Source organism: Streptomyces sp. MGP-BFMKR1 (genome assembly GCF_057766585.1).
This window is the reverse complement of the sequence record NZ_CM173408.1, coordinates 5,235,766-5,258,065: the sequence shown is the minus strand read 5'-3', so window position 1 is coordinate 5,258,065 and position 22,300 is coordinate 5,235,766. Positions and strand designations below refer to the sequence as shown.

Annotated in this window: 20 protein-coding genes; 6 read left to right on the top strand and 14 right to left on the bottom strand. The window is 71.5% G+C overall.

Annotated elements, in window-relative coordinates; translation table 11 throughout:
- Positions 1-255: 255 nt before the first annotated feature.
- From AC3CHW_RS20830 to AC3CHW_RS20790, 9 genes are all read right to left on the bottom strand, one after another.
- The gene (locus tag AC3CHW_RS20830) at positions 256-780 is read right to left on the bottom strand and encodes a pilus assembly protein TadG-related protein (RefSeq protein ID WP_459247200.1); all 525 of its coding nucleotides are present in this window, start codon (positions 778-780) and stop codon (positions 256-258) included.
- Positions 777-1,190, bottom strand: coding sequence for a TadE/TadG family type IV pilus assembly protein (locus AC3CHW_RS20825; protein ID WP_308117903.1), 414 nt, complete (start codon positions 1,188-1,190; stop codon positions 777-779). Before AC3CHW_RS20825 ends, AC3CHW_RS20830 begins: the two co-directional genes overlap by 4 nt.
- Before the next feature lie 95 nt (positions 1,191-1,285).
- Complete coding sequence (locus tag AC3CHW_RS20820) at positions 1,286-1,801, bottom strand: TadE family protein (protein WP_488467469.1); 516 nt, start codon at positions 1,799-1,801, stop codon at positions 1,286-1,288.
- 329 nt (positions 1,802-2,130) lie between these two features.
- Positions 2,131-2,379: a hypothetical protein gene (locus AC3CHW_RS20815; RefSeq protein ID WP_176162165.1), complete on the bottom strand. Its 249-nt coding sequence runs from the start codon at positions 2,377-2,379 to the stop codon at positions 2,131-2,133.
- 88 nt (positions 2,380-2,467) lie between these two features.
- Positions 2,468-3,418: a type II secretion system F family protein gene (locus AC3CHW_RS20810; RefSeq protein ID WP_488467468.1), complete on the bottom strand. Its 951-nt coding sequence runs from the start codon at positions 3,416-3,418 to the stop codon at positions 2,468-2,470.
- A complete protein-coding gene (locus AC3CHW_RS20805; protein WP_398607469.1) occupies positions 3,415-4,407 on the bottom strand; it encodes a type II secretion system F family protein in 993 nt (330 codons plus the stop codon). The genes AC3CHW_RS20810 and AC3CHW_RS20805 overlap by 4 nt, the downstream gene beginning before the upstream one ends.
- Before the next feature lie 6 nt (positions 4,408-4,413).
- Positions 4,414-5,721, bottom strand: coding sequence for a TadA family conjugal transfer-associated ATPase (locus AC3CHW_RS20800; protein ID WP_176162167.1), 1,308 nt, complete (start codon positions 5,719-5,721; stop codon positions 4,414-4,416).
- Entirely contained in the window at positions 5,718-7,355 is a 1,638-nt protein-coding gene (locus AC3CHW_RS20795; RefSeq protein ID WP_488467467.1) for a hypothetical protein, read from the bottom strand. The genes AC3CHW_RS20800 and AC3CHW_RS20795 overlap by 4 nt, the downstream gene beginning before the upstream one ends.
- Before the next feature lie 34 nt (positions 7,356-7,389).
- Positions 7,390-8,112: a hypothetical protein gene (locus AC3CHW_RS20790; RefSeq protein ID WP_488467466.1), complete on the bottom strand. Its 723-nt coding sequence runs from the start codon at positions 8,110-8,112 to the stop codon at positions 7,390-7,392.
- Positions 8,113-8,332: 220 nt separating this feature from the next.
- On the opposite strand from AC3CHW_RS20790, the gene AC3CHW_RS20785 reads away from it, so the two are divergent.
- Positions 8,333-9,043 (top strand): hypothetical protein, encoded by a 711-nt coding sequence (locus tag AC3CHW_RS20785; RefSeq protein WP_488467465.1) that lies wholly within the window; start codon positions 8,333-8,335, stop codon positions 9,041-9,043.
- Entirely contained in the window at positions 9,031-10,074 is a 1,044-nt protein-coding gene (locus tag AC3CHW_RS20780; protein WP_488467464.1) for a hypothetical protein, read from the top strand. Before AC3CHW_RS20785 ends, AC3CHW_RS20780 begins: the two co-directional genes overlap by 13 nt.
- Positions 10,075-10,175: 101 nt before the next feature.
- Here the strand turns inward: AC3CHW_RS20780 and AC3CHW_RS20775 are convergent, their stop codons facing one another.
- Positions 10,176-11,012: a hypothetical protein gene (locus AC3CHW_RS20775; RefSeq protein ID WP_459247193.1), complete on the bottom strand. Its 837-nt coding sequence runs from the start codon at positions 11,010-11,012 to the stop codon at positions 10,176-10,178.
- 197 nt (positions 11,013-11,209) lie between these two features.
- The gene (locus AC3CHW_RS20770) at positions 11,210-11,509 is read right to left on the bottom strand and encodes a hypothetical protein (RefSeq protein ID WP_176162170.1); all 300 of its coding nucleotides are present in this window, start codon (positions 11,507-11,509) and stop codon (positions 11,210-11,212) included.
- 115 nt (positions 11,510-11,624) lie between these two features.
- Between AC3CHW_RS20770 and AC3CHW_RS20765 the strand changes: the two genes are divergently transcribed.
- The 4 genes from AC3CHW_RS20765 (at position 11,625) to AC3CHW_RS20750 (ending at position 15,200) form a co-directional block, all read left to right on the top strand.
- Positions 11,625-11,954, top strand: a complete 330-nt coding sequence (locus AC3CHW_RS20765; RefSeq protein WP_488467463.1) for an SAV_915 family protein — start codon at positions 11,625-11,627, stop codon at positions 11,952-11,954.
- Positions 11,947-13,431, top strand: coding sequence for a hypothetical protein (locus AC3CHW_RS20760; protein WP_488467462.1), 1,485 nt, complete (start codon positions 11,947-11,949; stop codon positions 13,429-13,431). The genes AC3CHW_RS20765 and AC3CHW_RS20760 overlap by 8 nt, the downstream gene beginning before the upstream one ends.
- Positions 13,432-13,485: 54 nt before the next feature.
- A complete protein-coding gene (locus tag AC3CHW_RS20755) occupies positions 13,486-14,067 on the top strand; it encodes a DUF3592 domain-containing protein (RefSeq protein WP_488467461.1) in 582 nt (193 codons plus the stop codon).
- Between the two features lie 869 nt (positions 14,068-14,936).
- Positions 14,937-15,200, top strand: coding sequence for a WXG100 family type VII secretion target (locus AC3CHW_RS20750; protein ID WP_232109983.1), 264 nt, complete (start codon positions 14,937-14,939; stop codon positions 15,198-15,200).
- A 232-nt stretch (positions 15,201-15,432) separates the two neighbouring features.
- Here the strand turns inward: AC3CHW_RS20750 and AC3CHW_RS20745 are convergent, their stop codons facing one another.
- The 3 genes from AC3CHW_RS20745 to AC3CHW_RS20735 all read right to left on the bottom strand — a co-directional run bounded on the left by AC3CHW_RS20745 (position 15,433) and on the right by AC3CHW_RS20735 (position 22,110).
- The gene (locus AC3CHW_RS20745; protein WP_488467460.1) at positions 15,433-19,893 is read right to left on the bottom strand and encodes a type VII secretion EssC family protein; all 4,461 of its coding nucleotides are present in this window, start codon (positions 19,891-19,893) and stop codon (positions 15,433-15,435) included.
- 420 nt (positions 19,894-20,313) lie between these two features.
- A complete protein-coding gene (locus AC3CHW_RS20740; protein WP_398607477.1) occupies positions 20,314-20,817 on the bottom strand; it encodes a hypothetical protein in 504 nt (167 codons plus the stop codon).
- Between the two features lie 423 nt (positions 20,818-21,240).
- Positions 21,241-22,110 (bottom strand): alpha/beta fold hydrolase, encoded by an 870-nt coding sequence (locus AC3CHW_RS20735; protein ID WP_488467459.1) that lies wholly within the window; start codon positions 22,108-22,110, stop codon positions 21,241-21,243.
- Between the last annotated feature and the right edge of the window lie 190 nt (positions 22,111-22,300).

Genomic DNA, 22,300 nt, shown 5'->3' with positions numbered 1-22,300 from the left:
TCCGCCGGCCCGGCTGGGGCCCGGTGGCCCGGTCGTACGGCGCGCGCCGCGCGTACGGGCTCACCCGGGTGCGCGGGCCGCGCCGGGCGTACGAGTCGGGTCACGCGTACGGGCTCCGCCGGGTGCGCGGGCCGCGCCGGGCGCACAGGCCGCGCCGGGCGTACGGGTCGGGTCGCGCGTGCGGGCTCCGCCGGGTGCGTGGCCCGCGCCGGGCGCACAGGCCGGGGCGCGCGTACGGGTCGGGTCGCGCGGGGGTCAGCCGACATGGGACTCCGCCTTGGACGAGCCCCGCACCGTGAAGGAGCCGTTGTAGAACAGGCCGGTCAGCACGGGTTCGTAGGTGAGTTGGATCTCGACCTCGACCTGTTCGGCGTTGGCCGACACGCAGCGCGACGCGGCGACGTCCGGGCCCGAGAGCCCGGCCTCGCGGGCGAACTGGCGCACGCGGGCGCCGCAGTTCTCGTAGTTGATGGGCGCGCTCGTGCCGCCGCTGGCGCGCAGCGCCGCCTCGTCGATGTCCTGCGCGGCGTACCGGGCGGCCTGCTCGGCGATGTCGGCGGCCCGCTCGCGCTGCGAGATGGACATGCCGCCGTCCACGACGAACGCGGCCAGCGCCAGGAAGAGGAACGCGAAGAGGATGACGGCCGCCGCGCCCGCGCCTCGGTCGGCCAGGCGCCCGGCGTACCGGCGCTCGACGGCCCGCGCCCAGCGCGCCGCGAGCCGGGCGCGCGCCGGCTGTCGCCTCGCGCGCGCGGTCGGCCGGGTGGGCGGGGCGCTCATGAGGCCCTCCGGTAGGGGTCGATGGGCGAGCTGCCGGTGGCCTTGACGGTGCTGCCGATGTCGAGGCCGATCATGCGCAGGCCGCGCACCTCGCAGCTCACCTCGACCTTGAAGAAGCCGCCGGGTTCGAAGCGGGAGCCGGTCATCCGGACGTTCACCGAGCCCACGCACACGTCCTTGAGGTCCGCCGCGGCGGCCTTGCGGGCCTCGCGCATGGCGACGTCGTAGTCGTGCTGGATGGAGCCGGCGCGCGCGGCGTCGCGCGCGGCACCGTCCACCGCGCCCCGGCCCTCCACGAGTTGCCCGAAGCCGACCAGTACCAGGATGAACAGGATCATCACCGGCGCGAGGATGACCACCTCGATGGTCGAGAGCCCGGCGTCGCCGGCGCGGGCCTCGCCGCCGGGCACGCCGGTGGCGCCGCCGGGCGCGCGCCCGCTCGGGTCGGGCGTACGCCGGGCGCGGGCCCGGGCCGTCGTGCGTCGCTCAGCACGCCACACCGCGCTCAGCCCCTGTCCACGACGAACCGCTCGACGGGCCCCTGCGACCGCGCGTGCACGGTGAACCGCATGCCGGGGAACACGGTGGGCACGTCGGCCTCGACCTGCACCCCCACCGTGTCGGCGCGCGGCGTGAGCAGCGTCACCTCCGGCCTGATGAGCAGGTTCGGGCCCAGTTGCTGGATGTAGCTGTCGGCCGTGGAGCGCGCCTTGCCGCCCCAGCCGCCGGGGTTCTCGTCCGCCTCGGCGCGCGCCTTGCGCGCGCCGGCCTGCGCCGCCGCCTGGGCGACGTGGTCGGCGAAGAAGTACAGCGCGAACTGCACGGTCGCGAAGATCAGGAAGAACAGGACCGGCGTGAGCAGCACGAACTCGATGGCGGTCATCCCGCTGTCGCTCGTCCGGCCGCCGCTGCCGCGCGCCCGGCCCGGCGCCGCGCCCGCCCGGTCGCGGCCGTCGCCGCGCATGGCGTCCACCCTGCGCCGCACCGCGCGGCGCGGCGCACCGCCCCCGGTTCGTCTCATGCCGTCATCCCCGTTGTCTACTCGGTCCCCTGGCGCCGTCGCCCCGCGGGGCGGCCCGGTGGGGCCGGCGCCGCGGCGCTCGTCGCCCCGTACGGGCTCCGCCTCGGCACACCCCCGGCCGGTCGCCCGCCGGCCTCCCGGCCAGCCAACCGGCGGCCACCCAGCGGGCCGGCGCGGTGGGCCGCCCGGCCCCCGGCTGGCTCCGGACGCTCGGGCCCGTGGCCCGGGTGCTGGTGCGTCAGCGGGTGGTGGCGTCAGTGGGTCTACTGGCGTCGGCAGGTCGTGCTGGCCCCAGCAGGTTGTGCTGGCGTCGGCAGATCGTGCTGGCCTCAGCAGGTCTTGCTGGCGTCCGCGCCCTTGATGCAGTCGCCGACCTTGTCCGCGCCGTCGCTGAGGGCGGCGTTGATGATCGCGGCGACCACGCCGACGATCGCGACCACGACGGCCGAGATGATGACCCACTCCACGGCGGAGGCGCCGCGGTCGAGTTCGCCGGAGCGGGCGCGTTCCACTCGGCCGCGCACGAAGGCGAGCAGGAAGTCGAGCGCCGGGTGGCTGATGCGAGGGCCTGTGTTCATGGTGATGGAGTGTCCTCTCAGGTGGTGGGGGGAGTAGCGAGGGAACGGTGACCGTTGGAGAAGGGCTGTGTCGGCGGTGTCGGCATGGTCAGACCTCGAAGACGCGCATCGCGGCCGGAAAGATGAGGAAGACCAGGAACCCCGCACACAGCAGCAGTTGCGCCACCAGCATCGACTGCGACTTTTCTCCAGCGCTCCCTTCGATCTCCGCGAGCTCTCGGTGCCGCATCGTTTCCGCGCGCGACCCGAGTGATTCACGTACCTTCGCTCCGTCGTCCGCGACGAGCGCGAGGGACGACGAGAGGTCCTTGAGTTCATCGACGCCAAGTTCCTCGCCGAGGTTCCCGAGCGCCTGCCACTGACTGGTCCCGGTGATCCGGGCGTCCGCGAGCGCGTTCTTGATCCGCCGCAGCGCCCAGCCGTCGCTGACGTCGGCCGCGGCCATCAGCGACTCGGGCAGGCCGCGCCCGCCGGCGAGGTTCATCGCGACCAGGTCCAGGTACGCGCCGATCACCCGGCGCAGGTCGCGCCGCTTGTCCGCGGCGTCCCGGCGTACCTCCAGGTCCGGCAGCATGAAGAAGACCGCGCCGAACAGCAGCGCCATCCACACCGGGATGATCGGGCTGCTGCCGAAGCCGAGCGTCCAGACGATGACGAAGACGAACGGGCCGAAGACCAGCCCTGCCGCGCCCAGCAGCACCTTGGTCGCCAGGAACGACTCCCAGCTCCGCTCCAGGACCGCCAGGTCGGCCCGCAGCGACCGCTGCTCCCAGCCCTGTTGCAGGTAGAGGTCGGCGACCCGCTGGCCGATCCGGACGCGGGCGGCCTCCAGCCGGCTCTCCTGGACCGCGCCACCGGCCTGGCCTCGGTCGGCCTCGTACCGGCCGGCGTGCGCCGAGCCGCGTGCCCGCAGCGCGTCGATCTGCGCGACCCGCGCCACCGCCCCGCGCCGGCCGGGCATCAGGGCGCGGACCAGGGTGTAGATGCCGAGCCCGAAGACGGCACCGACCAGGACCGGCATCGTGATTCCGCTGTTCATCGGGGGGTCACCTCATCGCCGTAGACGGGGGCCTGCACGGTGCCCGCGCCGGGCTGCCGCGCCGCGTGGGCGCCGGCGCGCGCCGGTGCGAACCGCTCCGGCGTCGCGTCGCGGGTCAGGAACCGGTCCGGCGTGTCGATGCTGGACAGTTTGCGCAGCCACCAGAAGCCCATCGCGAACAGGGCGCACACACAGGCCAGTACGAGCTGCCCGACCGGTGTCCCGTACGGCTCGACGAAGTCCCGGTTGAAGATCGACAGGCCGAGCACGAACGCGATCGAGACGCCGACCACGATCTGCACGCTGCGCCGGGTGCTGGCGCGCTGTGCCATGACCCGCTGCCGCATGTCGACCTCCTCGCGCGCCGACTTGGCCAGCGCGCCCAGCACCTCGCGCAGGCCGGGGCCGCGCAGTCGGGAGTTGAGGATGAGGGCGGCGATGATGATGTCGGCCGACGCGTCGTCGATCTCGTCGGCGAGTTGTTGCAGCGCGTCCGGCAGCGGCGTACGCGCCCGCAACCGGTCCACCAGCGCGTCCAGGTGCGGGCGCAGCGCCGGCGCGGCGGCCCGCGCGGAGGACGGGATCGCCTGCTCCAGGCCGACCGCGCCGGCGATGGTGTCGCGCAGCGACTCGGTCCACGCGGCCAGCGCCTCGACCCGGCGCATCGCGGAGCGCTCCTCGGCCGCGCCGCCGAACAGCCGGTCCCAGACGAAGACCAGCACGCCGGCCGCCAGGCCCGCCACGATCCAGCGGGTCAGCAACAGCACGGCCAGGCCGACGCCGATCGCCAGCGAGCCGCGTCGGCTGGCGAACCGGGCCAGTTCGGCGGCGCGCTGGCCGGCCTTGGCCTTCTCGTGTTCCGGCTTGGGCGGCAGCCCTCGGATGGCGACGATCAGCAGCGCGACGCCGCCGCCGACGACCACGCCGGACAACAGCGCGAACAGCGTGGGCAGCGAGAAGAACCCACCCATCGACGTGATTTCGTTCATACGGCCCTACCCCCAGGCCCCGGACGGGCGGTAGCCGAACGCGGCCAACTCGTCCAGGCAGGTGACCGGCGCGTGCGGCACGACGCGGCCGTCGGCCGTCTCGATGAACACCTCGCTGGAGAGCACCCGGCCGTCGACCCCGTTGACCTCGCGCACGGATGTGACGCGGCGGCTGAGCGTGCCGCCGCTGGCGTAGTCGTTGCGGCGCTCGACGAAGACCACGAAGTTGACCGCGCCCGCGACCAGCATGTGGCTGGCCTCGATGGGCAGTCGTTCGTTCGCCTGGAGCGCGTAGGTGGAGATGCGGTTGAACACCTCGCTGGAACTGTTGGCGTGGATGGTGGAGAGCGAGCCGTCGTTGCCCTGCGACATCGCGTTGAGCATGGTGACGATCTCGTCGCCGAGCACCTCGCCGACGATGACGCGGGAGGGGTTCATGCGCAGCGAGCGGCGCACCAGCTCGGCCATGCTGATCGTGCCCTGCCCCTCGGAGTTGGGCAGCCGCTCCTCGAACGCCACGACGTTGGGGTGCAGATCGGGGAACTGGTCGAGGCCCAGTTCGAGCGCTCGTTCCACGGTGATCAGCCGCTCGCTGGGCGGGATCTCGTTGGCCAGCGCCCGCAGCAGCGTGGTCTTGCCGGCGTTGGTGGCCCCGGCGATCATGATGTTCTTCCGCGCCCGCACCGCGCAGGCCAGGAAGTTGCCCAGCTCCGGGGTGAGTGTGCCGTTGCGCACCAGGTCGGCCATGAAGACCTTGCCGAGCCGCGCCCGCCGGATGGACAGCGCCGGCCGCCGGGTGACGTCCATGACGGCGGAGAGCCGGGAGCCGTCGGGCAGCCGCAGGTCGAGCTGCGGGTTGGCGGTGTCGAACGGTCGCGACGACAGGCCGGAGTACGCGCCGAGCACCTGGATCAGCTCGATCAGTTCCTCGTCGCTCTCGGCGACCGGCTCGCCCTGTTCCTCGCGGCCGTCCGCGTAACCGATGAAGACCCGGTCGCAGCCGTTGATGTCGATGTTCTCGACCTCGGGGTCGTCGAGCAGCGGTTGCAGCCGGCCGACGCCGAACAGCGCGGCGTGCACGGCCGCCGCGTAGCTCTCCTCGGTTTCCGCGTCCAACGGCGTGCGCCCGAGGTTGATCTCGGCGCGCGCGTAGTCCTCCAGGATCTGCGCGATGACGGCGCGCGCGTACTGCCGCTCGTCCTCGGGCGTCATCGGCGCGGCACCGGCGACCTGGTCGATCCGACGCTGCTCGGCGATCCGGTCGCCGGCCTCCTGCCGGAAGCGCTTGACGAGCTGGTGGTCGACGGTACTCACCAGCCCGCTCCCCCTCCGGCCCCACCCGCACTACCGGCCGCACCGGGCCGGTGCTCGGGCCGCGCGGCACCGCCGTCGTACGGGGCGGGGGTGTCGTATGGGGCGTGGGTGTCGTACGAGGTCTGCGGGTCGTACGCGCTGCCGCCGTCGGGCGCGGCCTGGCGGTCATACGCGCTGCCGCCGTCGTACGGGCTTCCGCCGTCGTGCGCGGCGGGCGGCTGGGGCTCGGGCTGCGGCTGGGCCCGGCCGGGGCGCGGCATCTGGTGGATCTGCTGGGTGCGCTCGTTCTCGCGCGTCTGGTCGCGCGGCGGGCGGGCCTGGTCGGGCTGGCTGCGCTGCTCGCGCGGCGGTTGGGCGTGCCGCGCGGAGGGTTGCTCGGCGTGGTCGCCCGACGCGTGCTGCGGCGGGGGCTGGGCGCCCGGTATCGGCTGGGCGCCGGAGGCCGGCTGCTGGGCCGTCGCCTCCGGGCCGCCGGGGCGACGGTGCGCGCCCGCGCCGGGCCGCGACGCCGGGCCGTCGTGCGGCGGCATCGATCCGGTGGGGGCGACCCCGTCGGGACCCGGGGCGCCGGGGGCCGGCTGGCCGCCGTGGCTCGGCTGGCCGCCGTGGCTTGGCTGGCCGCCGTGGCTTGGCTGGGCCGGGGGGCCCGCGGAGCCCGGCTGGCCCGGCTGCGGCTGGGCCTGGTGGCCGGCCTGGCCGGCCTGCCCGGTCTGGCCCGCCTGCCCGACCTGGCCGGGCAGCGGCTGGCCGGCCGGCCGCGCGCCGGGCACGCGGCCGGCGCCGCCGACGCCACCGCGCGCCCCGCCGGGGGTGGACGCGCCGGCGGGCGCGCCGGCGAACGCCGCGCCGAACTGCTGGTGCAGGTCGCCGACGACCTTCCGCGCCGAGCGGATGAGCAGCGACTTGTCCAGCCGACCGCGCTTGCGCCCGGCCAACTGGTCCGCGCCGGAGGCGTCCCGCGCGATGACGCCCACCACGCGCGCCCCAGCCTGCGCCGCCACCAACATGTCGTTGACCTGCCCGACGAGCCGGCTCGCGCTCCCCACGTCGGCCACCAGGAGCACGCCGATCAGTGGCGTTCCCAACTGCGCCGCGCCGCGCTGCCCGCCGTGCAGCCGGGCCGACAGCGCCGCGGCCCGGTCCCTGACCCGCGCGAGCTGCTCCGGCTCCGTACCCGCGACCAGCAACACGATCGAGGCGTACGAGAACATCTCCACGGCCACCGCGTCCGCCCCGACCCGGCCGCAGTCGGCTATGACGTCGGCGGGGCCGTGCGGCGAGTCGCCAAGCCCGGCGAACGCGCGGCCCAGCATCGGCCACAGCCCGGCGAGCCCGGCCGACTGCTCGGAGCTGCCGAGCCCCACGAGCACGTCGAGGCCGCCCAGCATGGGCTGCGCGTGGTCCCACAACTGGTCGGGCACCAGGCCGCGGCGGGCGGTGGCGCCGATCGAGAGCATGCCGGTGTTCGGGTCAAGCGGCCCGCCGTGCGCCGCCGAACCGCGGTAGACGAGGTCCCCGCCGGCCGGGTCCACCTCGGCCAGGAGCACGCGCCGTGGCCAGACCGCCGCCATCGCGACGGCGGCCGTGGTGACCCCCGGCGAGCCCTTGTCCGCGGCGAGAGCGATGAGCGCCATATCCCCTACGTTCCCTGTCCCCTGGCCCCGCGGCTCAGTTGCCGCTGTTGGTGGACAGCCGCACGACGGAGACCGCGCCGTTGGCCGCCGCCTGGGTGAGCGCGGGCGCCTCGTCCTGGTTCACCACGACCGCGACCGGCAGGTCCCCGCCGCCGATCCCGTCGTTGGTGCCGGTCACCGTGTCCACGGTCGCGCTGCGCACCAGCAGGGCGTCGCCGCCCCCCGACTCGCCGCCGTCCCCCGAGGAACCACCGGAGCCGCCCTTGGCGTCTCCCACCCGGTACGCGGCGACCACGTCGCCGGCCTTGAGGCCGCGCGGGTACTGCCCGTCCTTGAGCGAGAGCCCGACCACGACCTTGCCCTCGGGCAGGCCCTTCTTGTCAGTCAGCATCGAACCGACGAGAAGCGAGCCTTTCGTCAGGTCGGCGGCGGCCCGGTAATTGGACAGCGCATTCCGCTGTTCCCACTTCACGTAATCGATGCCGGAATCCTCAGCGACCATCACGGATTCAATAGCGGAGTCCGGGATCGGCTTGCCCGCACTCACCTTCTCCGTAATCTTCACCACTTCAATACGGTCACCGGCGCGCAACACCAGGACGGTCGCCCCCAACGCGCCCACCAGGATGAGGAGTACGGCGAGCGCGGCGAGCGCCGGTTTCCGTTCACGAGGCGCGGAGGGGAGCCTCTCCCCCGCTGGCTGACCGGGTGCGGTACCCCGGCCACCGCCCGCGCCCGTGCGCTCCTGAATCTTCACGCCACTGCCCCCGAAGTTATGTCCGTATTCAGGCATTTGCCCGCTACAGCCACTGTCGCACGCTTAAACCGCAGACTAAGAAGCTGTCAAGTCATCGCACCGTATCAGCAGCCTATAGCGGCCTCAAGGCGCGCCAGTGGCACTCACCACTCCCCGGTTCCACCGTTATCCACACGCAAGGGAACCGTCGCCATTGCCGCACGCATCCATGTCATCATCGGTGGCGTTTCTCATCGAACACCCACGGGAGATACGTACGTTGAACACACAGACACGCTTCGGCGCAGGCATCGTGCTGCTCGTGGCCGCCTCGATGACGCTGACGGCATGCGGAGGTGACTCCGACTCAGGTTCCGACAGCAAGGACAAGATCAAGGGCGCCGAGAGCTCCTCGACACCCCCGCCCGCCACGTCCACCCCAAGCTCAACCCCCATGGACGACGGGATCGACCGCCCGGAGATCAAGCTGCCGGCGGACGTGAACCATGTCTTCGAGGACCGGACCACCGGCGACCCGAAGAAGGACGCCGTCCTCGCCGACAACGAGCGCAACATCCTCGCCGAGGACGACGCGATTCTGCGCGCCGATCCGAAGTCACCGGCTCTGCAGTTCTACAACACGGGTGAGGGTCTGGTCAGCGCGGTCAACTGGGTGAAGGAATTCGTTGACGCGGACCTTTCCTTCACGGGAACGGTGCGTTATTTCAATCGACGCGTCGTGCTGGACGGTGATGACAAGGCCGCGCTCTCCTACTGCGGAGACGAGAGCAAGGCACACAACAAGGACCGGAAGACCGGCAAGGTCACGAAGTCGGCGCCGTCCGCGCAGAGTTACGTCTTCTACAACAGTCACCTGTCCAAGAATGAGAAGGGTGTCTGGCAGGTCACGAAGTTGATTTCAGAGCGAGGTGCCAAGGCATGCCAACCGTGATACGTCCCAAAGCCCGTACGTGCGTGGTGCTGGCGATCACCACTCTCTCGGCGATGTTGACCGCGTCGAATGCACAGGCATGCGTCGGCCCCAGTTGCGAGAAAGGAGGCAGCGCGCGCGGGTCGGGCAACAACCAGAAGGTCGCGGCCGAGGTCCAGACTTCCGGTGTACGGGTTCAGGTGAACGGAAAGCCGACAGGCAAGACGGGCGCGCTCACGCCCAGGAACACCAACTGGAAGCCGCCGGCATGCTGGTACGAACCCCGGTACTCCCCCAAAGAACTCAAGAGCATGATCGAGAACTGGGAGGACTTCAAGTTCATGAGCATCGGCCCGATGATCGCCGAGGCGTACAAGGGCATCTTCCAGACCGACAAGTACGACGACTACAACATGAAGAAGCAGGGGAAGGGCAAGTTCTGGGTCGCGGTCATCAACGAGAAGCGCAAGGACGAGCCCGAGGCGATGTCCTGTGACAAGCCACCCTTCTGGGTCGATGAGGGCGAGACGCCGGACGAGCCGCTCGCCATCTCGTCGAAGATCCTCGCCGAGTACGCCTACGACGAGCTCCCCGTCCCCGACACGGACATCACCATGAATCCGTCCGGCAAGCAGACGGTCAACCTGGACACCTGGATCTGGCTCGACAAGGCGCGGTTCAAGCCCGTCTCCGTGACCGCCAGCCTGCCCAGCATCGGCCTCTCGGCCACCACCACCGCCAAGCCGGTCTCCCTCACCATCGAGCCCGGCACCCAGGACGCCACGGTCCACCCCGCCTCGGGCGAATGCCGCATCGCCGCCGACGGCAGCATCGGCACCCCGTACAGCGACGACAAGAAGAACCAGGCCCCGCCGTGCGGCGTGACCTACCTCCGGGCCACCAACCAGACCGGGCCGCACCCGCTCAAGGCCACCGTCACCTGGGAGATCTCCTGGACCAGCTCCGACGGCGACGGCGGCACCCTCCCCACCGGTACGTACGGGGACACCACGGACGTCACCGTCGGCGAAGTGCAGTCCATCAACCGATGACGCCGCGCCGCGAGCCGGTTGCCGCAGCGCGGACGGCAACCGGCTTCGAGTTGGCCGCACGTGAGCGCCTCGCAAGCCGCGAGGCAGCCCCGTCCTCGACGCTACGAGGCGGGCGTCCGCGACGGCGATGGCCCGTCCGCGTCGGCGGACGCGTCATCGTCGCCCTGCGCGCGCAACTCGGCGGCCATCGCGTCCGTACGCTCCCGCAGCGCGCGAACCCGCTCCAGCGCCTTGTCGTCCAGCGCCGCGGGGTCGGCCGGGATGACCGGCACGCCGGCCGCCTGCGCCGTGACCACCAGGCTGTAGGCCACGTCCGTCTGGTGCGCCAGGAGCGCCGTCGTGAACAGGTTGGCCCGCAGCGTCTTCTCCCGGCCGAGGGCTCCCCGGTACGTCACCTCACAGGCGACGTTGACGCTGTCGAGCCGCTGCTCGCTGGCCTGCTCCAGGGCCGCGAGCACGACGGTGGCCAGTCCCTCGACCACCTTCGTCACCGCCCACTTGCGCCCGGGCAGCGGCGGCAGCACCTCGCGGATGCGGTCCACCTCGGCGTCGAGGCCCTCCGTGGTCATGGCGCCGAACGCGTTGTGCAGCCGCAGCCCCGTGACCTTCTTCCACGGGATGTCCTCGCCGTCGAAGCCCACGGACTCCGGCCCGAAGCGCAACGCCCCGAGGCTGTCCAGGGCGCGCAGCGCCTTGGCGGTGATGGCGGGCACGCGCGGGTGCTGGCAGATGAGGGTGCCCAGCGAGAACTCCCACTCCCGCTCGGCCGGCGCGGCCGGCGGCGGAAGCGCGCCGAGCACGCCGAGCACCCACTCACCGGATGCGTTCGCCCCGGTCCTGCGGGCATCGACGCCCCGCCCGATGACCTCGCGCCCCACGTTCGCCGCAGCGGAGGTCACCGCCTCGCCCATGCCGCGTATCCGACCACGAACCCCCATGTGTGTCCTCCCCCTGCCAGGTCTCTTCCGCCCGCGTCGCCGCCACCGCGCCACGCGCGCGGGCGCGCGTGGCGGGGTCGACAGTCGGGCACGTCAAACCGTCACCTTACGCAAGGTCCGACACGATCAGGCCACGCCGGAGGCTCCCCTTCCATGGGGGTTCACATCGCGCGCGCGACACGCCGCCGATGGAGGGTTCAGGACGCGTTGTACGCCCGCGCGTCGCTGGCCGACACCTTGTCCGGCTCCGCCGCTATCGCGGCGTCGATGAGCGGCAACAGCTTCTCGACGTGCGTGCCGACCTTCTCGTGGCGGCCCTTGAGTTCGGTGTGCCAGGCCCGGGCGTTCTTGCCCACCCAGACCGTGTCTCCCCCGATGTCCTCGGTGGGCGTCTTGAGCGCCTTCTTGAGCCCCTCCGCCTCCCTGGCCACGTCACGGCGGAGTTTTTCGAGGTCCGCCTTACGCGGATTTGCCACCTTGTCCTCTGACTCGCCCACCGGCTGCTCCCCCTTGCTGCGTCGGTATCCCGGATCGGGCCACCCTACAAACGCGTGCCCGTCGCGGGCGAGCGACAGGTTGCCCCATACAACGGTTGGCTCATAGCCTGCCTCGATGGAATCACCAGAAACCCAAGAGACGCCCGACGTGCTGGTTCTCCCCACCATGGCGGACATCGCCCGTGACGACGCCGGTACGCCCCTTCTGGATGGTTCCATCGAGGTGATGCTCATCCCGCTGGAGGCCGAGTCCGGGGGCGTACAACGGGTCGCCCTCGCTTTCACCACGGTGCCGCTCCTCGTCGAGGCCATGGGTGAGGAACAGCCGTGGGTGGCCATCCCGGTGGACGAACTGGAGAAGGCGCTGGAGGGGTCGGGGGCACAAGCCGTGCTCGTTGACCCGGAGTTGGCGGACGAGGGAGCGGTAGGTGTGGCAGGTGGTTGACAAGAACTTCTCCGGAATCAACCCGGACAACCTCCAGACGACCATCGGCAAACTTGTTTCCGGTAGCAAGACGTTGCGCGGCGGCAAAACCGCGTACTTCTCCCGGTTCGAGAAGCACGGCATCGACACGCACCACCTCACCGAACTCGGCAAGATCGCGTCGTGGGTGGATGACGAACTGCCCATGTTGCGCAGGCGGCAGGCGCTCGCGGCGGCGATGGAGTTCAAGGGGGTGGGGCCCAAGCCCACCATGGTGCAGGTCCCCGAACCGGTACTCACCGTGCAGCAGGCGCGGGAGGCGGGCAAGAAGCTCGCGGCCGACGCTAACAAGGCGGAGAAACTCGGCCCCGGTGAGGCCGGCGCGGAGTTCCACCGCATCGCGGCGGAGCTGAACAAGCATCGCGGAGACCCGGACTACGCCTCCGCCTTTTACGCCGCCATGGACCCGAACCTGGTCAAGACCCTGCCCACCGCTCTCGCCATGGCCGGCGCGCCCACGGCGAAGGAGGACGTCAAGGCGTTCGGTGCCGCGTTCACCGCCGCTGTCAACGCGGAGTATCCCGCACCCGGATTCGCCAAGACACTGGAACTCTTCCACGGCGACATTCCCAAGGACGACCCCGGGGCGGTGTTCAACCGGGCCCTGATGCAGGGGGAAGACCCCGATCTGTGGGAGACGGCCTGGAAACACCTGACAAAGGCCGTGACGGACCTGGGCGATCCCAAGGCGACCTGGACGGTGCATTCCGGTCTCGTCGCGGGTGTCATCGGCGCCCAGTCCAAATACGCGGACATCTTCTGGAACCAGGCGTCCAGTTTCTCGGCGGCGGCCAAGGAGGCGTACGAGAAGCGCCTGAACGCCATGACGCCGAAGGAGCGGGCCGCTTTCAAGAAGGAGACCCGGGCCAACGCCAAGGCCGCCAAGGGGGCCAGCCGCCAGGCGGAGCGGACCTTCGCCAAATACGGTCTCGGCCCCATGTCCCGGCTGATGGAATCCACCCTCGGCGACAGCGCGCGCTGGTTCATGGACAAGGTCCCCGGCATAACGCCACGCCCCACCCCCACCGGCAATGTCGGCCGGCTGGGCAAGGCGCTGCGCTTCGGCTCGAAGGTACCCCTGGTCGGCTCGCTGCTGACCATCGGCGGCATCGGCTACGACATCAAGGTCAACGGCGCCGAGAAGGACGTCGCCATCGCCTCCAACACGGCCTCCCTGGGGGCCGGCATGGCGGGCACGTGGATGGGTGTCGCGGGCGTCGCGGCCATGGGCGGCCCCGTCGGCTGGGGCGTGGCCGCGGGCATCGTCGTGGGCGCCGGGCTCGGCTACGCCGCGTACTACGCCCTGAACACCGACACCGGCAAGAAGGTGGTCAACGCCGCCAGCGGGGCGATCAAGGATGCCGGGAAGAAGATCGGTGGCGCGGCCAAGAAGGTGGGTGGGGCAGCCAAGAAAGTCGGCGGCTGGCTCGGGTTGTAGCGCCGACCCGAGCCGGACACGACAGCACCCGAATCGACGGCGGGACACAAGCGCATGGGACGGAAGAAGCAGAAGCGCGGTGGGGCGGAGTGGCGACAGCCGCCCAAGTCCGCTCACTGGTTGGCGGTGGACGCGGCGAGCCGCGAGCGCCGCGCCCTCGGTAAGCGTCCCGTGCTACCGCAGCGCAGACTCATCTACAGCGTCTTCGCCGCTTTCCTGCTGACCTGCTCCGCGTTTCTGTTCTTCTTCTGGATTCCCTCCCACGCGCTGGTCGATGACCTACGGTCGCGCGGCATTGCCACGACGGCCGAGGTCACCGACTCACCCAGGGACCGGTTCGGCAGCGCGGGCAACATCAAGGTGCGTTTCGACGGACCCGACGGTCCCGTGCACAAGACCCTGAGCGAATGGGGCGGCAAACGCCCCGAGGGCCTACCCCAGGGCTCCTTCGTCCGCATCGTCTACGACCCGAACGACCCGGGTCGCGTCCTCACCCAGAAATGGGTCAACGATCCCCCCACGCTAACACTTCCCATGGCCGCCTGCCTTGTCGTGGCCCCGCTGCTCCTGGCCGGCGGCGTCGCTCTCGTGGTACGGCGACGCAAGGTGCTGGCTCTGCTGGGCGACAAGGCATAGGGGCCAATGCCGAGCCGTAACGGACGGCAGCGGCCTTACTTTCGCCAGTCACGATGGCGCTGGCAGTCGGTGACGAGCTGGGCGTGAATGATCGGGACCTTGTCGCCCGAGGTCACTTTGAAACGCTCGGTGGTGAGTTCCACGCTTCCGGGCACACACCTTCCTTCGTTCTCCTCTGACGGCTTCTCATTCTTGCCGCCGGACGACAGCGCACAACCACAAAAGCGTCCTCACCGCACTTGCCCCAGTCGCCAACAGACACGACATCAGAGAGGCCCGACTCCATAACGGGTAAACGGCTCCGAACAACTACGAACGCCGGCAAGCGACATCCGTGAAACGTGCGGCAATACCGAGGAAATCGCGGCAAGCGAAACGGAGTAGGCGGGCCAGCGCTGACAAGGGCCCGTACGTCCCCCGGGCGTGAGGCGGGGCCTTCACGCGAAAATGGGCACCTGCGCACCATAGTGGACGAGTGAGACAAACAGCCGACACACCGCAAGAACAAGGAGAAAGGGGAAGAGCGGTGTCGACGAGGACCACCAGCCACGGTCAGTCAGCGGTACGCGAAACGACGATGAGAGCCATGAACGAACGCGCGCTACCGTCAGCCACCGCGCAAACGTAAGTAAGGCAGGAGAGTCGACCGTTGCCTACTCAGCGCACTTGATGACTCACCCTCCGATAGACATTCCAACGACGCAGGGATTGCTTGTCGTTCACCCCACTTGCCATCGTGAGGAGGCCAGTGTGACACGCTTGTACCAGAGTACTGACGTTGTAACACACCGAGGCCCATTCCCGGTGCGGTAACGTCAGTTGCGGCTTGCAGGCAGTCTGTTTGCCGCCATAACGAGGGGAGTAGCCGCATGTCAATGCGCGGCGCTGATGTCGAGCTGCTGAGGAAGCTGTCGCGGGACTTCGGCAAGAAGGAATCGGACGTCCGGAGCCTTATCTCGTTCCTGGACACCCAGACCAGTAGCAGCGAGAGCTACTGGAAGGGTGGCAAGGCGGACAAGTTCCGTAGCGACTGGACGGACTTCAAGCCGACCATGGTGAAGATGGCGGAGGCCCTGAAGTCCGCCAAGGAATCGGCCAACACCAACGCCGACAACATCGAGCGTGCGACCTGATCCATCTCGCCGGTGAGCGAGTTCCGCACGTACGTGGTGGATGAGGCCGGGGTTGCCCACCTTGCGAGGTGGTGGCGACCCCGGCCTCACGCGTGTCACCGGTTGGTGCGGCGCGTCGCTCGCTCCGGCTGAGCGGAGCGGGTGCGCCGCCTCGCGCGCCCCGGACCGCGCGCCACCCACGCGTACCGGTCGCCCCCGGCGGCACTGCGCATGGCCGATCAGGACCGGCGCATCACTCCGGCTGGGCGGCCTGGATCGGCATGGCGCTGCCGCCGAAGGCGAACAGTCCGCTGCCGACGGGCCCGCCGCCACTGTTGGACGCGATGCGGATGTTGAACAGCTCGCCGTCGGTGGAGCTCTGCGGCTGGAGCAGCAGTCCGTTGCGGGAGCGCCGGGCCTCGACCACGAAGCCTCGGTACTGTCCGGAGAGCGTGTCGGAGTTGCCGGCGGCTATCAGGCCGTGGTCGCCGTCCATGCCCTTTCGGATGACGGTCTCGAGCGCCTCGTCCAGCGGGGCCTCGTAGAGCAGCTCCGCGTCGTCGGCGACCACGACGTACGGGCCGTCGATGGTGTCGATCAGCTCCTCCAGGTCGTCCTCGGTGCTCTCCGCGTTCAACAGCCCGGCCACCAACGGCTCGTCCGCCAGATCACGCAGCGGCGACCTGCGCGGCGCCACGAGGATGAGCGACGTGCCGCGGGCGAGCAGCGAGCGTGCGGCCGTGACCAGCGTGCTGGACCGGCCGGACTTCGGCGGGCCGGCTATGACGAAGCCGGGGCCGGACTCGGCGAGGTCGATCCCGACGGGCCGTAGTTCGTCGCCGCCCACGCCGATGAGGGCCCACAGCGGCGGGGGCACGAGGGTGGGCTGGAGGGCCATCGCCTCGGCGGCGCTGATCCGCGCGGGCAGCGCGTCCACGCGCAGCGGGCGCAGGGCCTCGGGGGTGTCGGGGCCCAGCGGCTCCGCCGCCGCGCTGATCGCGCGGAACGCCTCGACCTGGGCCCGGCCGGACGGGTCGGCCGCGAGCAGGGCGACCTGGCTCTCCAGCACCCCGCCGTCGGTGAGGCTGAGGGCGCGCCCGGGAGGCATGTCGTGCGGGACGTCGCGCGCGTTGAGGCCGGCCACCGCGAAGTCGTTGGGGTCGGAGAGCCGCAGCACGTGCTTGCTGCCGAAGGACGAGGAGACCTGGCCCTGGAAGCCCGTGCGGTCCGCGGTCATCACGACCTTCAGCCCGACGGCTCCGCCCTCTCGGAAGATCCGGTTGGCGGACTCCATGAGGCGGCCGTAGTCATAGGTCTCGAAGTCCGCGACGAAGCCCTCCCAGCCGTCGAAGAAGACGACCATCAGGGGCAGCCGCTCCTCCGGCGGGGCGGACTCGCGCTGCTCCGCGGCGCTGGCCGCGCCCTGGGCCGCCAGGAACTGCTGGCGGCGGGATATCTCGACGAGCAGCCGGTCAAGCAGCCGGCGCACGCGCTCGGGCTGGTCGCGGCTGACGACCGCCCCGCAGTGCGGCAGGCCGGCCAGCGGGAGCAGGGCGTTGGCCCCGCAGTCGATGCCGTAGACGTGCACGTCGCGCGGGGACGAGGTCTGGGCGAGGCGACCGGCGAGCGTGCGCAGGGCGGTGGAGCGGCCGGAGCGGGGGCCACCGACGATCATGGTGTTCTCGCCGTGGACCAGGTCGACGGCGAGTGCCGTACGGGCCTGCTGGCTGGGCAGGTCGGTCATGCCGAAGGGGATCGCCGTCGCGCTCGTACCGCCGGAGGTGGACAACACGTCGAGGTGCGCCAACTCGTCCACCGTGACCTCTTGGGGCAGGGGCGGCAGCCAGGGGCTGCGCGGGGTGCTGAAGCCCAGCGCTTCCGCCCCGCCTCTGATGGCGTCCACGAGGACCGCCAGGTCGGTGACGAGCGTGCCGTCGTCCTCGTCTTCGCCGGAGCGCGGCAGTGGGCGGCTGTACGACGTCCAGGCGATCGGCGACACGTCCGCCTGCGGGCCGGAGCTACCGTCGCTCGGGCGACGGCCACCGATGCGCGCGGACTGCACGGCGACCAGGGCCTGCGCTCCGGAGCGCACATAGGCCCGACCCGGGGTGGACTTGGCGATGGCTCCGGCGTCCGGGGCGTCGATGACGTCTGAGGACTCGGCGCCGTCCGTCACGCGCAGCGCGATCCGCAGGTTGGTGTTGGCGCGGATGTCGGCGCTGACGACGCCCGCCGGGCGCTGCGTGGCCAGGATGAGGTGCACGCCGAGCGAGCGCCCGCGGCGGGCGATGTCCACCAGGCCCGCGATGAAGTCCGGCAGTTCGGCGACGAGCGAGGCGAACTCGTCGATGATGAGGACCAGTCGGGGCATCGGCGCGAGGTCCGGTCGCAGCCGACGGGTGTCGCTGTAGTCCTCGATGTCCTTCGTGCCCGCGTTGAACAGGATCTCCTCGCGCCGCCTGAGCTCCGCCGCCAGCGAGGCCAGGGCCCGCTCGGTCAGGTGGGCGTCCAGGTCGCTCACCATGCCCACCGTGTGCGGAAGCCGCGCGCAGTCCTGGAAGGCGCTGCCGCCCTTGTAGTCGATCAGCACGAAGTTCAGTGCGTCCGGGCGGTTGGCCACGGCCAGCGAGGCGATGATCGTTTGCAGCAGCTCGGACTTACCGGCGCCGGTCGTACCGGCCACCAGCGCGTGCGGCCCGTCCTTGCGGATGTCCAGGTGGAACGGCCCGTCGGCGGCCAGGCCGATCGGTGCGACCGTCGTGGAACCCCCGCGCTCCCACACGGCCGCGATGTGCGCACCCGTCGGGTCCGGCATGCCGAGCAGCGTCAACAGCCGGGCGGACGTGGGCAGCGCGGCGTCGGCGTCGTCCCGGCTGACGTCCCGCACCGGCGCCAGGGAGCGGCTGATGAGCTCGCACCACTCGGGCGTGACGTGGTCGGCCAGGACGGAGCCGACCGACTCCAGGCCGCCGCCGCGCACGAAGAAGTGGGACGCGGACTGCGGCGTCCAGTTGATGACCGCCGCGCACTCCTCGGGGAGCAGCCGCTCGTCCTGGTCGGTGCACAGGGCGTAGATGCCGTGCCGCGGGCCCTCCTGGAGGAGTTGGGGCAGCCCGGGGACGCGGCGCAGGAGGCGCGCCCCGTCCAGTACGAGCAGGACGAACGGGTCGGGCCGCAGCGGCGTGATCGACATGCCCTGCCCGGAGCTGGCCGCCTTGCGGCGGTCCAGCTCCGTCAGCAGCTCGCTCACTCGACGGCTGATCGTCTCGGCGTCCGTACCGACGAGCGCCAGGCAGTCCTGGCCCAGTTGGGGCGCGCAGTGCGGCAGCCAGCGCGACCAGCTCCAGGACTGGCCGGCGTCCCGCTCGGAGGAGAGCACCACCAGGGACAGGTCGCGCGGGCTGTGCAGCACGGCGGCCTGCGCCACCAGCCAGTGGGCGGTCGACAGGGCACGGCCCCGCTCCCCCGCCACGCCGACGACCCCGAGCGTGGCGAAGGGCAGGGCGACGGGGACGTCGTGGATGGTGGGCGGCTCGGGCGGGTCCTCGTCGTACTGCTTGCCGGGTTGCAACAGCTCCACCTCGGCCGGCAGGTCACCCATGCCCACGCGCAGGTGGAGCGCGTCGGGGTCGGTGAGCCGACGCTCCCACAGGGTGCGCCGGGGGCCGACGGCACGGAGCATCACCTCGGCCGGGTCCGGCAGGTCCGTGCGGCGGGCCCGCTGGTCCTGGGTGCAGGCGCTGGCGAGGTCGCTCTCGTACTGGCTGAGCTCTTCCTTGTACTGCTTGACGGACTTGCGGAACTTCTTCTTGCCGTGCCGCCGCTCGCTCCAGTAGTGACCGAACACCATCATCGGGCTCATCAGGCAGAACAGCAGCATGTACACCTGCTTGGTCACGAAGAACATCGTGACGCCGAACAGGCTGGGGATGAACGCCGAGATCAGCTCCAGGCGCGGGCCCTCGCCCCGCGAGGGGGGTGCCGGAATGTGCAGCCGGACCCGGGGCCTGACGGCGTTCAGCCGGGGCGGGCGGTTGTAGGCCAGGCCGCCCTCGCCGGTGGCGGAGAGGTGCGCGTCGGGGGGCGAGGGCCTGTCGAGGACGAACATCGAGTCACCGATGCGGAGCATGGCGCCCAGGCGCCACGGGCTCTCCGCCGTCACCTTCGCCTCGTCGAGCTTGACCGTCGTACCAGGCTGTGGCGTGAGCGTGACGCGACCGCTCACGTCGATCGAGACGCGCGCCGCCGTGTCGGGCAACGACGGGTCGGGGACGACGAGTCCGTTGGCCCCGCCGGAGCCGATCGTGGTGACGCCGACCGATCGGCGGATGACGCGGCCGGCGGCGGGACCGCCCACGATCCGGATCTCGAAGTCGCCGCTCGGCTCCCCCGCGCGCATCAACGGTCCGACCGTGTCGTCGACGGAGACCCGCATGCCGTCGCGGAGGACGGACTTGGCGCTCTCGGTGGGGTGGCAGGCGCGGCCGTCCGCCCACAGGGTGGGGCCGGTGGGCTGTGCGTCCGGGCGCCCCTTGGAGCTCCAGGAGAGGGGGACGACGTCGCCGGGGGGCGCCTGATGGCCGGGCGGGCGGCTGGTGGGGGTCGTGCTCGCCAGTACCGCGGCGATGTCGGCGGCCGTGGCCGAGTCGTCGGCCGTGACCAGCACGTCCTGGGGTTCGGCCCCCGCCCGCACAGCCGTCACCAGGACACGCATGGCTGCCTTCCTCCCCGCCCACGGCGTTGCGTGGCTCTCAAGTCGTTCGTCCCGAGGCTATCTGTTGGGTGTCTCATCGAACGGATTGCCTGTGGATAACTCCGCGCCGCGCGCGATGTGCGCGGTATGCCCTTGAATGCACGGGACTTCACGGCGCGTGGACGTCATGGGTCTTCACGGCGCGTGGACGTCATGGGTCTTCACGGCGGGCGGGCGGGCCGTGGTTCCGTTCGGCGCGGTTCCGTTCGGCGCGGTTCCGCGCGGCTGGTTCCGTACGGCTCGGGTCCGGGCGACTGGTTCCGTACGGCTCGGGCCCGCGCGACTGGTTCCGTGCGGCGTGGTCCCGTACGGCGTGTGATGTGGGCCGGGCGGGCGGTGGGGTCGGGTCGCGCGGCCGGGCCCGGGGGCTCGACCTCGGAACTACGCCTGGTGTTGGAGGGTGAGCGCGTTGGCCAGGGCCGTCAGGAACGCCTCGGGGTCGCGGGAGGGGATGCTCAGGCCCTCGCCGCGTCGGGTGGCGATGGTGACGCTGTCCATGCCCATCGGTACGGCCCAGCCGCCGCCCACCAGACGGGGCGGGCGCTGGCCCGCCCAGTGGGCCGTGTTGGCCGCGGCGAACGGGCGGTCCGGGGGCTGTTGGGCACGGTGCAGGGCGGCGGTGACGGAGGCCGGGTCGAGGTCGGTGAGGGCGAAGCGTTCGCGGCCGACCCGCAGGGTGGTGTGGTCGAGGTCGATGCGGTTGTAGAAGTACTTGGAGACCGGGACGCTGGTGAACGCGAGGAGCAGGAGCAGGAAGAGCGCCGAGACCGCGAGCCATGGCCCCAGGTCCTCCGGGAGCGAGTCCACGCCCATCCAGGCGACGCCCGCCACGTAGAGGCTGACGCAGATCAGGGACCAGACCTTCGAGGGGCGCTCGCGATACATGGCGTTGATGATCCGAGACGGGGTTCGCGCCTGACAAGCGCTCCCCCGCCGCCGGCGCGATGAGATGAACCACACGGCCGCCCTGCCGGGCCGTACGGCCACAGGACCGAACGACCGCCCCGGACCCGGGCCCCGCCCCGCGCACCCGGCGTCCCCGCGCGCCTCACACACCCCGCCCGGCACACCCCGCGAGCCACGCACACCCCGCACGCACCCGGCACACCCCCGGCGCGCCCGCGCGCGACCCGCGTACGGCGGCGCCCCGTACGGCAGTTACCGCGCACGTGGCAGCTTCCGCGCACGCCCGGCGGCGCGTACGGCGAGGAAGCCGGGGCCGTCGGCGGCGGGCGCGGCGGGTGAACGCGTGGCTGGTCGGGAGGGGGCGGGGTGGCCGGCGAGCGCCCGCCCCGGCTGAACGCGCCGTCAGGCCGGGAGGGCTGACTCCAGGAAGGGTTCGACGACGCGCCGCCAACCTTCGGGCTGGTCGTAGTGGACGAGGTGGCCGGCGTCCGGCACCTCCGCGTATATGCCGCGAGGCAGCACGCGCACCATTTCCTGGGCCTCCGCCCGGCCCAGGTCGCCGTCCAGGCCGCGCACGACCAGGGTCGGACACTGGACGTGGGCGAGGTCCTCCCAGTGGGCGTCGTGCACCCAGGTCTCACGGGCCGTCAGCATCTGGCGGCGGGAGAAGACCGGGCGCCAGCCGTCGGTGCGCTCGGCCATCACCTCGGCGAAGAACTCGCCTCGGGTCGGGCGCGGGCGCTCCAGCCAGGGGTCGCCCTCGCCGAACCACTTGCGGACGTCGGCCAGCGTGGCGAAGGGGACCGGCCAGGACTTGAACCACTCCGACCACTCGCGCTGCGAGGCGGCGCCCAGGGCGGAGGCCCGCATGTCGCAGATGACCAGGGCCCGCACGAGGTCGGGGCGGCGGGCGGCGAGCTGCCACGCCGTCAGGGCGCCCATGGAGTGCCCGATCAGGGTGACCGGGGCGAGGCCGAGCTGCTCGACGGCGGCCTCCGCGTCCGCCACGTACGCCTCGCGCGTGAACGGGCCGCCGGAGGGCTTCTCGCTGCGGCCGTGGCCCCGCTGGTCGAGCGCGACCGCGCGATACCGGGTGGACAGCCAGCGGGCGGTCTCCGCCCAGTGCGCGCCGCGGCCCATCAGCCCGTGCAGCAACAACACACCGGGGACCTGCTCGCCGGCCCTGCCGCCGACCGCCTTGGGCGGATCGGCATACTCCCAGGCGGCGAGCCGCACCCCGCCAGCTCCGGTCACGTCCGTGCGCCGCACCATGTGTCCTGGCACCTCCATCCCTCCCTAGACCAGCTCCACAGTATCGAACTCGTATTCGAACAAGCGGGGATCGGCGGCAACACCCCTCGTTCGAGTGACCGGCTTCGGGGATTGTTCGCCGTCCCCGAGGGGAGACAGCTACACGGGGGCGGACTGCTCGGGGAAGGGAGTCCGCCGCGGCGCACCTTGA

Coding starts and splice junctions, on each gene's coding strand:
- AC3CHW_RS20830 (WP_459247200.1), bottom strand. CDS start 780: ATGAGCGCCCCGCCCACCCGGCCGACCGCGCGCGCGAGGCGACAGCCG.
- AC3CHW_RS20820 (WP_488467469.1), bottom strand. CDS start 1,801: ATGAGACGAACCGGGGGCGGTGCGCCGCGCCGCGCGGTGCGGCGCAGG.
- AC3CHW_RS20815 (WP_176162165.1), bottom strand. CDS start 2,379: ATGAACACAGGCCCTCGCATCAGCCACCCGGCGCTCGACTTCCTGCTC.
- AC3CHW_RS20810 (WP_488467468.1), bottom strand. CDS start 3,418: ATGAACAGCGGAATCACGATGCCGGTCCTGGTCGGTGCCGTCTTCGGG.
- AC3CHW_RS20805 (WP_398607469.1), bottom strand. CDS start 4,407: ATGAACGAAATCACGTCGATGGGTGGGTTCTTCTCGCTGCCCACGCTG.
- AC3CHW_RS20795 (WP_488467467.1), bottom strand. CDS start 7,355: ATGGCGCTCATCGCTCTCGCCGCGGACAAGGGCTCGCCGGGGGTCACC.
- AC3CHW_RS20780 (WP_488467464.1), top strand. CDS start 9,031: ATGCCAACCGTGATACGTCCCAAAGCCCGTACGTGCGTGGTGCTGGCG.
- AC3CHW_RS20775 (WP_459247193.1), bottom strand. CDS start 11,012: ATGGGGGTTCGTGGTCGGATACGCGGCATGGGCGAGGCGGTGACCTCC.
- AC3CHW_RS20765 (WP_488467463.1), top strand. CDS start 11,625: ATGGAATCACCAGAAACCCAAGAGACGCCCGACGTGCTGGTTCTCCCC.
- AC3CHW_RS20755 (WP_488467461.1), top strand. CDS start 13,486: ATGGGACGGAAGAAGCAGAAGCGCGGTGGGGCGGAGTGGCGACAGCCG.
- AC3CHW_RS20750 (WP_232109983.1), top strand. CDS start 14,937: ATGTCAATGCGCGGCGCTGATGTCGAGCTGCTGAGGAAGCTGTCGCGG.
- AC3CHW_RS20745 (WP_488467460.1), bottom strand. CDS start 19,893: ATGCGTGTCCTGGTGACGGCTGTGCGGGCGGGGGCCGAACCCCAGGAC.
- AC3CHW_RS20740 (WP_398607477.1), bottom strand. CDS start 20,817: ATGTATCGCGAGCGCCCCTCGAAGGTCTGGTCCCTGATCTGCGTCAGC.
- AC3CHW_RS20735 (WP_488467459.1), bottom strand. CDS start 22,110: ATGGTGCGGCGCACGGACGTGACCGGAGCTGGCGGGGTGCGGCTCGCC.